At 62.1% G+C, this 9,311-nt stretch carries 10 protein-coding genes; 2 read left to right on the top strand and 8 right to left on the bottom strand.

The genetic code is table 11. From position 1 onward, the window contains the following. The 8 genes from trbL to AB2L51_RS11655 form a co-directional block, all read right to left on the bottom strand. On the bottom strand, positions 1-897 hold an 897-nt coding region (gene trbL, locus AB2L51_RS11690), incomplete at its 3' end, for a P-type conjugative transfer protein TrbL (protein WP_400922043.1). 5 nt (positions 898-902) lie between these two features. Then, positions 903-1,637 carry a P-type conjugative transfer protein TrbJ gene (trbJ, locus tag AB2L51_RS11685; protein ID WP_395582626.1) on the bottom strand — a complete coding sequence of 245 codons (735 nt, stop codon included), beginning with the start codon at positions 1,635-1,637 and terminating at the stop codon, positions 903-905. Continuing rightward, positions 1,634-4,075 (bottom strand): conjugal transfer protein TrbE, encoded by a 2,442-nt coding sequence (gene trbE / locus AB2L51_RS11680; RefSeq protein ID WP_395582627.1) that lies wholly within the window; start codon positions 4,073-4,075, stop codon positions 1,634-1,636. Before trbE ends, trbJ begins: the two co-directional genes overlap by 4 nt. 13 nt (positions 4,076-4,088) lie before the next feature. Further along, positions 4,089-4,364, bottom strand: coding sequence for a VirB3 family type IV secretion system protein (locus AB2L51_RS11675; RefSeq protein WP_395582628.1), 276 nt, complete (start codon positions 4,362-4,364; stop codon positions 4,089-4,091). Further along, complete coding sequence (locus AB2L51_RS11670) at positions 4,364-4,732, bottom strand: TrbC/VirB2 family type IV secretion system protein (RefSeq protein ID WP_395582629.1); 369 nt, start codon at positions 4,730-4,732, stop codon at positions 4,364-4,366. Before AB2L51_RS11670 ends, AB2L51_RS11675 begins: the two co-directional genes overlap by 1 nt. After that, positions 4,729-5,685, bottom strand: coding sequence for a P-type conjugative transfer ATPase TrbB (trbB, locus tag AB2L51_RS11665; protein WP_395582642.1), 957 nt, complete (start codon positions 5,683-5,685; stop codon positions 4,729-4,731). Before trbB ends, AB2L51_RS11670 begins: the two co-directional genes overlap by 4 nt. A 194-nt stretch (positions 5,686-5,879) precedes the next feature. Further along, the gene (locus AB2L51_RS11660) at positions 5,880-6,326 is read right to left on the bottom strand and encodes a CopG family transcriptional regulator (RefSeq protein WP_110507509.1); all 447 of its coding nucleotides are present in this window, start codon (positions 6,324-6,326) and stop codon (positions 5,880-5,882) included. Between the two features lie 7 nt (positions 6,327-6,333). Continuing rightward, positions 6,334-8,328, bottom strand: a complete 1,995-nt coding sequence (locus AB2L51_RS11655) for a conjugal transfer protein TraG (protein WP_395582643.1) — start codon at positions 8,326-8,328, stop codon at positions 6,334-6,336. 288 nt (positions 8,329-8,616) lie between these two features. Here AB2L51_RS11655 and AB2L51_RS11650 point away from each other — a divergent pair, with 288 nt between their 5' ends. Continuing rightward, a complete protein-coding gene (locus AB2L51_RS11650) occupies positions 8,617-8,871 on the top strand; it encodes a type II toxin-antitoxin system Phd/YefM family antitoxin (protein ID WP_010517990.1) in 255 nt (84 codons plus the stop codon). Further along, complete coding sequence (locus tag AB2L51_RS11645; RefSeq protein ID WP_007397912.1) at positions 8,871-9,299, top strand: type II toxin-antitoxin system VapC family toxin; 429 nt, start codon at positions 8,871-8,873, stop codon at positions 9,297-9,299. Before AB2L51_RS11650 ends, AB2L51_RS11645 begins: the two co-directional genes overlap by 1 nt. Positions 9,300-9,311: the final 12 nt, after the last annotated feature.

The raw sequence follows: 9,311 nt of genomic DNA, 5'->3' as shown, positions 1-9,311 counted from the left end.
AGAGGCGACAGCCCCGACACCGGCCGCCGCAGCAGCACCCATGGCGCCGACGGCCATGCCGGTCCCGACGGCTGCACCCGCGCCAAGCTGCGGTGCGCCGGAGATCAGCCCGTTGGCGATGCTGCCGCCAAAAATGGACAGGCCGACAATTGCAAGCGAGGCCAGCACCACCGAGACGGACTGCCCGATCGTGGGCACGTCGCTGCCGTAGGAGGTTGAGAACTGGGCGAACAGAACCGACGCGATAGCGGAAATGACCGCCAGCACCATGATCTTCACACCCGACGAGACGACATTGCCCAGCACCTTCTCGGCGAGGAAGGCGGTGCGGTTGAACAGGGCAAACGGGATCAGCACGAACCCTGCCAGCGTGGTCAGCTTGAACTCGATCAGCGCCACGAAAAGCTGCACGGCCAGAATGAAGAACGCCGCCAGCACGATCAGCCAGGACAGGCAGAGCACGAAGATCTGGATGAAGTTGGTAAAGAAGGCGACCGGACCAAGGAGATTGTGGACAGAGTCCAGAAGCGGCTGCGCTGCCGTAAATCCGGTCGAGGCCAGTCGGCCGGGCCGCAGGAAATCACCAAGCGCCAGACTGCCACCGCCGACCTTCAGACCGAGGGCCGCAAAGCTGTCGAAGACGATCTTCGAGAGCGCATCGAAATCGTTGATGACCCAGGCGAAGAAGCCGATATAGAGCGTCTTCTTCACCAGACGCTGGATGATGTCCTCATCTGCCGCCCAAGCCCAGAACAGCCCGGCCAGCGCAATATCCAGCACCGACAGAGTACCCGCCAGCGAGATCACATTCCCCTTCACCAAACCGAAACCGGTATCGATCGTGGTGGTAAAGGTGTTCAGGAATGTATCGATAACGCCCACGTCATTGGTCGCCATGGCCGTCAGTTCCCGCTGCTGCCGAACATGGAAATCGCGGTCGGGCTATAGGCATTATATTGGGAAAAATGCTGGTACTGAGCTTCGCTCTCGGCTTCGGTGGCAGCATTTCGCGCCCGCTCCAGCGCCATAGCCCGCCCGTTGGCGGCGAGTTCGGCCTGAATGTCAGACAACTGGCGCGACTGAAGTGCTAGAAGCTGATTGCCGGCCTGCGCTGCCTGCAGGGCACCTGTGGAATCCTGGCTGGCCGAAACAAGCTGGGTCATGGCACTGCTGTCGGAAGGAATGTTCCCCACAACACGCGCCTGCAGTTTCAGGGCATCTTCAAAGCCGCCTACGGAATTCTGCCACCTTGTCTGCGCCTGGCTGAACAGGGCGCTGTCGGACATGCCCGATGAGACCGACGTATAGGACTGCTGGTACTGCTGCTCGACGGACTGGACGCTGTAGGCAATGTTCTGCGCCTGCGCGAGCAGTGCCGTGGTCTGGGAAATCGTTGATTGCAACGATGACAATGTCGAAAGCGGCAGGCTCGCCAGATTACGTCCCTGATTGACCAGCATCTGTGCCTGGTTGGCCAGCGAGGTGATCTGATTATCGATCTGCTGGAGGGTCCGTGCCGCGATGAGAACATTCTGGACATGGTTGGCTCCATCATACACAGCCCATTGTGCCCGGGCCTCCGGCACGCCAATCGACAACAGGGCCGCTGCACTGCAGAAAAAGATCACCTGCCTCATGACACGTCCCCTTCCCGCAGAAGGTCCGCAGCCCATGACACGCCACGCACGTCGAACCAGGCAGGCAGAAAGCCACCACGTCCGTGTTCCGCCAGCACACTGTCGATCAGCCGGTGATCGTCCTTGCCGGAGGCCGCGCACAGCGCCAGGGCAACAGGACCGAGCCCAAGTTCAAACAACCGGTTGCCCCGTTGCGTCTGGCAGTAATACTCCCGCTTCGAGGCCGCGCGGGCGATGATGGCAATCTGCCGGTCGTTCAGGCCGAAGTCCCGATAAAGCGCCATGATCTGCGACTCGATCGCCCGCTCATTGGGCAGGAAAATGCGCGTGGGGCAGCTTTCCACCACCGCCGGGGCGATCGGCGAATTGGCAATATCCGACAGGGACTGCGTGGCGAAGATGACGCTGGCGTTCTTCTTGCGCAGCGTTTTCAGCCATTCCCGGAGCTGGCCGGCAAAATCGCCGTCATCCAGCACCAGCCAGCCCTCATCGATCACCAGCAGCGTCGGCCGGCCATCCAGTCGCCCTTCGATGCGATGGAACAGGTAGGACAGCACGGATGATGCAGCGCCCGAGCCGATCAGCCCTTCGGTCTCGAACACCACGACATCGGCATCCCCCAGCCGCTCGGCTTCGGCGTCAAGCAACCGGCCATAAGGACCACCGAGGCAGTATGGGGCCAGAGCCTGCTTCAGGGCGTTGGACTGGAGGAGTGCGACCAGACCTGAGATCGTGCGTTCATGGCTGGGCGACGACGCCAGGGAATTCAGGGCCGACCAGAGGTGAGACTTCACATCCGGGGTCAGCGTTACCCCCTCTCCGACAAGGATCTGGCCGAGCCATTCGCTGGCCCATTTACGCTCATCGGGATCATCAATCCACGCCAGAGGCTGGAGCGATACACTGCCACCCTGTTCTCCCGATGGATTAGCATCGGTCAAACCGCCACCGAGATCGTGCCAGTCGCCTCCCATTGCCAGCGTCGCCGCCCGCATGGAACCACCGAAATCAAAGGCGAAAACCTGTGATCCCGCATAGCGACGAAACTGGAGTGCCATCAGCGCCAGCAGGACGGATTTGCCCGCTCCCGTCGGTCCCGCGATCAGCGTGTGACCGACATCGCCGACATGCAGGGAAAACCGGAACGGTGTGGCACCCGCGGTCCTGCCGTAGAAAAGGGGAGAAGCACGGAAATGGCCATCCTGTTCCGGCCCGGCCCACACGGCGGACAGAGGAATCATATGCGCGAGATTCAGGGTCGATACCGGCGGCTGACGCACATTGGCGTAGACATGCCCCGGCAGAGATCCCAGCCATGCCTCCACCGCGTTGAGGCTTTCCGTCATGCAGGTGAAATCGCGGCCCTGGATGATCTTCTCGACCAGCCGGAGCTTCTCGGCGGCGATGGAGGCGGAACCGTCCCAGACCGTGACGGTCGCGGTAATATAGGCCTGTCCGACATCGTCAGCACCAAGGGACTGCAACGCCAGATCGGCGTCGGCCGCCTTGTTGGCGGCATCATTGTCCACGAGGACCGAGGCCTCGTTGGTCATCACTTCCCGGACAATGGCCGCAATACTCTTGCGCTTTGCAAACCACTGGCGCCGGATTTTCGTCAGCACCTTCGTGGCATCGGTCTTGTCCAGCAGGATGGCGCGGGTGGACCAGCGATAGGGCATGGCCAGCCGGTTCAGGTCATCCAGAATTCCAGGGAAGGTCCGCGACGGGAAACCCGTAATGGTCAGGGTTTTCAGGAAGGCATCGCCCAGCTTTGGCTCCAGACCACCCGAAAGCGGCTGGTCCACCAGCAGGGCATCCAGATGCATCGGAATTTCCGGCACCCGGACCCGCTGGTTCCGGGTGGAGATGGTACTGTGCAGATAAGTCAGCATCTCACCGTCATCCAGCCATGCCGCCTCGGGCATGAAGCCATCCAGCAAGGCCAGCATCCGATCCGTGCGGTCCACGAACGTATGGAGCATGCCATGCGGATCGGGACCATCGCGTTCCCTGCCTTCATAGAGAAAACGCTCGGCGCGACCTGATGATTCCGCCGGTGGCAGCCAGACCAGGGTCAGAAAATACCGACTCTCGAAATGCGCGCCCTCATCCTCGAACTGCTCCCGGCGCTCCAGGTCGACCATTTGGCTGGCTGCGTCGGGAAAGTCACCGTCAGGATAGAGTGTCGCCGGGACGCGCTGCGCTTCCACGAACACCGCCCAGCCTGAGCCAAGGCGACGGAGCGCATTGTTCAATCTTCCGGTCACACCGACCAGTTCCGCTGGTGTTGCGCTATCGAGATCGGGACCACGTATTTTTGCGGTGCGCTGAAAACTGCCGTCCTTATTCAGGACGACACCTTTTTCGACCAGCGCGGCCCAGGGCAGGAAGTCGGACAGGAGGGAGTTCCGGTTGCGATATTCGCCAAGGGACATCATGGCCCTGCCCTCCCTATGCCCGGAGCCAGGCGGGATAGCGCAGATGCCGCCGGCCCACCTCCACGAACAGCGGATCACGTTTCGCGCCCCAGACCGCGAGCCCATGGCCGACGATCCAGAAAACGACCCCAATCAACCACAGCCGCAGGCCCAGCGCGATCGCTGCCGCCAGCGTGCCGTTGGCGATGGCGACGGCACGGGGCGCACCACCCAGCAGGATGGGGTCGGTCAGCGACCGATGCACCGGGACATGAAAGCCCGGCACCGCGTCATCGTCATATCCCGCCATCAGATCAGTGCTCCGCCGGAGAACGAGAAGAACGACAGGAAGAATGAGCTGGCCGCAAAAGCGATGGACAGACCGAAGACGATCTGGATCAGGCGGCGAAACCCTCCCGATGTTTCCCCGAAGGCCAGGGTCAGACCGGTCACGGTAATGATGATCACCGAGATGATCTTGGCCACCGGCCCCTGCACGGATTCCAGGATCTCGTTCAGGGGCGTTTCCCAGGGCATGCTGGATCCCGACGCCCATGCCGATGACGCGAAAACAAGCGACAGCAGCATGGAGGTTCCGAATACACGCAGATCCGGCACATGCCGGTCAGGACGTGCGACAGCGCACACAATGGCGCGCAAACGTGAAGGCGACCTCATGATGACTCTCCATTGGCAGATCTGTATGTTTCGGGAAAAGAGAAGCTGACCGGGCGGATGCGATAGGCGCCCGTCACGGGATCTAGGCCGTCAATTTCGGCCAGCTCGGAAAGGCGGCGTGCCGTGCCGCGCCCTGAAAGCACGGCGATCACGTCGATGGTCTCGGCGATCAGGGCGCGTGGCACCGTGACCACGGCCTCCTGGATCAGTTGTTCCAGACGATACAGGGCCGCCAGCACCGATCCGGCGTGCAGCGTCCCGATGCCACCGGGATGGCCGGTACCCCATGCCTTGACCAGATCAAGGGCTTCAGCCCCACGTACCTCGCCGATGGGAATACGGTCCGGACGCAGGCGCAGGGCCGAGCGCACCAGTTCGGATAGGGTGACAACATCATCACGGGTACGGAGCGACACAAGATTGGGGGCGCGGCATTGCAGTTCGCGCGTATCCTCGATCAGGACGACGCGATCGCCAGTTTTCGCGACCTCGGCCAGCAGGGCGTTGACCAGAGTGGTCTTGCCGGTGCTGGTTCCCCCAGCGACCAGTATGTTTTTTCGGTCGGATACAGCCCGGCGCAGGACATTCGCCTGGCCCGCTGTCATGGTCCCGGCTTCGACATAATCGTCGAGCGTGAACACAGCGACGGCCGGTTTACGGATCGCGAAGCTCGGGGCCATCACCACGGGTGGCAAAAGCCCCTCGAAACGCTCACCGGTCGGGAGTTCCGCCGACACGCGGGGCGCCCCCTCATGCACCTCCGCGCCGACATGATGCGCGACCAGCCGCACAATGCGCTCGGCATCAGCCGGTATGATCCTGTCCCCGGTATCACTCAGCCCTTCGGACAGGCGGTCGATCCACAGCCTACCATCGGGATTGAGCATCACCTCGACAATGGCAGGATCAGCGAGGTGCCGGGCAATCGCTGGCCCCATCGCCGTGCGCAGCATGGACATGCCGCGTACCGTGGCCCTTTCATGGATGCTGGAAACCGACATGATTTTCCCCGCTACGGGCCGAACGCGATGCGCGGACAGCAACAGGGACAATTAAGAAAGGCAGGAAACCACGCGGTTCAACAGGAATTCATGCGTCGTAGGACGGTAGGGAAACGCAGGGCAAAAATACTTGCAGGGTGCGGAAATTACGAATCCGGTTCATCCTGTATGGCAGGATCGGAAACGTCGTCTGGAATTTCCTGCTGGAGTCTCGGTCCCTGGGCCAGCCTACGACCGAGGGCCGCGACAAAATTATCGTAACGCGCCGCAGCCTGTGCCCGCGCTGCTTTTGCGGCCGGTTCGGGCAGCGGTGGGGTCGTGGTCAGCCAGAAGCGGATGAACAGCGCCAGGGTCTCCACCGTGATGCCAATATCACGCTCCAGCCGCGCAAGGCGCCGGTCCTGCCGGTCGAGGCGCTTCGATGTGGCAGCCTCGCGGCGCTCCTCCCCGTCGGGCGACAGGAAGGAGGCGACAGCGGCCTCGACGATCAGCGACATCGGCTGCGCGCGTCGCGCGGCATAGGCGGAGAGGGTCTTCATCACCTCGGGATCGAGATAGACGGAGATCTGGGCTTTCTTTTTTGCCATCGCCATACTTGCCTCACAGTTCCAACTCGTCGCCACGGTCGAGCGATGCCTGCCGGGCGACACCGCGCATGAGATCGTTCATCCGGTTGTTACGGGGCGCGATGTCGTCGAATTCGTCAGTCGGGTCGGGTGCGAATTCATTTTCCATCGGCTCCTTTTTCTCGACCGTTCCCTCACCTAGTTCTGGCTGGCGACGTCGGGCAGACTGCTTCGGGTCTTCTTCATCGTCGTGCATCACCGCCGCTTCAGTCGCCGCGTCTGACGCAGGCGGTCTGGGCGGAAGAGGGTGGTTGCTCCAGTCATCCGGGCAACCATCTTTGGGACGCGTGGTCTTCGGCGGCGGCAGAATACGCTCCTGAAAGCGCACATCCTCGAAATAACGGGCCTTCTTCGCGCGGATCGGATAGAGGCCGGAGACCATAACGATCTCATCGGACGGGGAAAGTTGCATAATCTCGCCTGCTGTCAGAAGCGGGCGCGCGGTTTCCGAGCGCGAGACCATCAGATGCCCCAGCCAGGGCGACAACCTGTGCCCGGCGTAGTTCTTCATCGCCTTCATCTCGGTGGCGGTGCCGAGCGCATCCGACACACGTTTTGCCGTGCGTTCGTCATTGGTGGCAAAACTCACCCGGACATGGCAGTTGTCGAGGATTGAATTGTTCGGTCCGTAGGCCCGCTCGATCTGATTGAGGGACTGGGCGATCAGGAAGCTCTTGATCCGGTAGCCCGCCATGAAGGCCAGCGCCGATTCAAAGAAATCCAGCCGCCCGAGGGCTGGGAATTCGTCGAGCATCAGCAGGAGCCGCCGGCGCTGTGCCGCGGCGTCGAGATCTTCCGTCAGGCGTCGTCCGATCTGGTTCAGCACCAGACGGATCAGCGGTTTGGTGCGGCTGATATCCGAAGGCGGCACGGTCAGGTAAAGCGTCACCGGGCGGTCCCCACCAACGATATCGGCAATGCGCCATTCGCAGCGGCGTGTCACTTCCGCGACCACCGGATCACGGTACAGGCCAAGGAAGGACATGGCGGTGGACAGCACGCCCGAGCGTTCATTTGGTGATTTGTTCAGCAGCTCCCGCGCGGCCGACGCCACAACAGGATGTGACCCCTTCTCGCCCAGATGGTTTGTCCGCATCATCACCGACAGCGTGGTCGCGATCGGACGCTTCGGGTCCGACAGGAAATTGGCGACACCGGCCAGCGTCTTGTCCGGCTCGGCATAGAGGACATGCAGGATGGCGCCGACCAGCAGGGAGTGTGAGGTCTTCTCCCAGTGATTGCGCTTCTCCAGACTGCCCTCCGGGTCCACCAGAATATCGGCGACGTTCTGGGCGTCCCGGACTTCCCATTCCCCACGCCGGATCTCCAGCAAGGGGTTGTAGGCCGAGGAGGCCGCATTGGTCGGATCAAACAGCACGACGCGACCGAAACGGGCGCGGAATCCCGCCGTCAGTTCCCAGTTTTCCCCCTTGATGTCATGGACGATGGCTGAACCGGACCAGGTCAGAAGGGTCGGGATGACCATGCCCACGCCCTTGCCACTGCGCGTTGGCGCGAAGGTCAGGACATGTTCCGGCCCGTCATGGCGCAGATAGGTTTTGCGATAACGACCCAGCACCACCCCGTCCGGGTCAAGCAGCCCGGCCTGGGCGATTTCCTCCGGCTCTGCCCAGCGTGCCGACCCGTAGGTTTCGATTTTCCTGGCTTCACGGGCGCGATGGACCGACAGCGTCACGGCGGCGGCGAAAGCCAGCACCCCACCCGATCCGGCCATCCACGCCCCGCGCGCAAAGACGTTCGGGGCATAGGCGTCGAATTCGAACCACCACCAGAAAAACAGCGGCGGCGCGTAGACCGACCAGTGATGGAACAGCACGAACCAGGGCCGACCGAGTTCAGGCTGGAAGCCCAGTTCCCAGGCCGTCCATTGGGTCGCGGCCCACCAGGACAGGACGACAATGGACAGGACCACCGCGACCTGTCCCCATTGAATTTTGGTTCCCGGCATTTTCGATTCCTCCTTGCGCAGGAACAGGTCGGGCGGCCATTTTCCGTTCCGCAAGGGCTTTTCCCGCGTCGTCGCATCCCGGCGCATGGCAGGGAAAAAATACTTGTCCGGTGCGGCCCAGACCGTCATCACATTGAGCGAAGGTCGCGGGAGTCGAATGATAACCGGGTCTTGTGGCTGGACGGGTGCTGCGGCCAACGATGATGCGAACCCCGACCAGACATGGATTTTCTGGCACTCCCTCTCATTATGTAGTAATGTTCCTACATTGCAGTCTGGAGGCCGGACATGAGCATCACCACACTTTCAAGCCGCGAGTTCAACCAGGACACCAGCCGGGCCAAGAAGGCGGCGGCCGAGGGACCGGTGTTCATCACCGACAGGGGACGCACGGCCCATGTCCTGCTCAGTATTGAGGAATACCGCCGTCTGACACACCATCCGCGCAAGATCGCGGACGCTCTGGCGATGCCGGAAGCTGCGGACATCGCATTCGATCCGCCTCGCGCCAATATCACACTCCGCCCGGCCGATTTTTCCTGATGTTCCTGCTGGACACGAACGTCGTTTCAGAACTGAGAAAAATCCGTGCCGGGAAAGCCGACCCGAATGTCGCGGCATGGGCGGATAGCGTGGAGGCAGAAGATCTGTATCTCTCCGCCATCACCGTCATGGAACTGGAAAACGGCATCCTGCGCGTGGAGCGCCGCGACGGAGCCACTGGCACGATCCTGCGGACCTGGCTGGAACAGCATGTCCTTCCTGCGTTCGAAGGGCGTATTTTTCCCGTCGATACATCCGTAGCCCTGCGCTGCGCCCGGCTCCATGTCCCCGATCCCCGTTCGGAACGTGATGCCCTCATCGCCGCGACCGCGCTGGTTCATGGCAAGACGGTCGTGACCCGCAACGTCGCGGATTTCCTGCCATGCGGTGTCCCCCTGCTCAACCCGTGGGAACCCCAGCCGGACTGACAGGAGCGCTGG

Source organism: Acetobacter fabarum, assembly GCF_040702925.2.
Taxonomy (GTDB): domain Bacteria; phylum Pseudomonadota; class Alphaproteobacteria; order Acetobacterales; family Acetobacteraceae; genus Acetobacter; species Acetobacter fabarum_B.
This window is presented reverse-complemented; position numbering and strand designations above follow the sequence as displayed.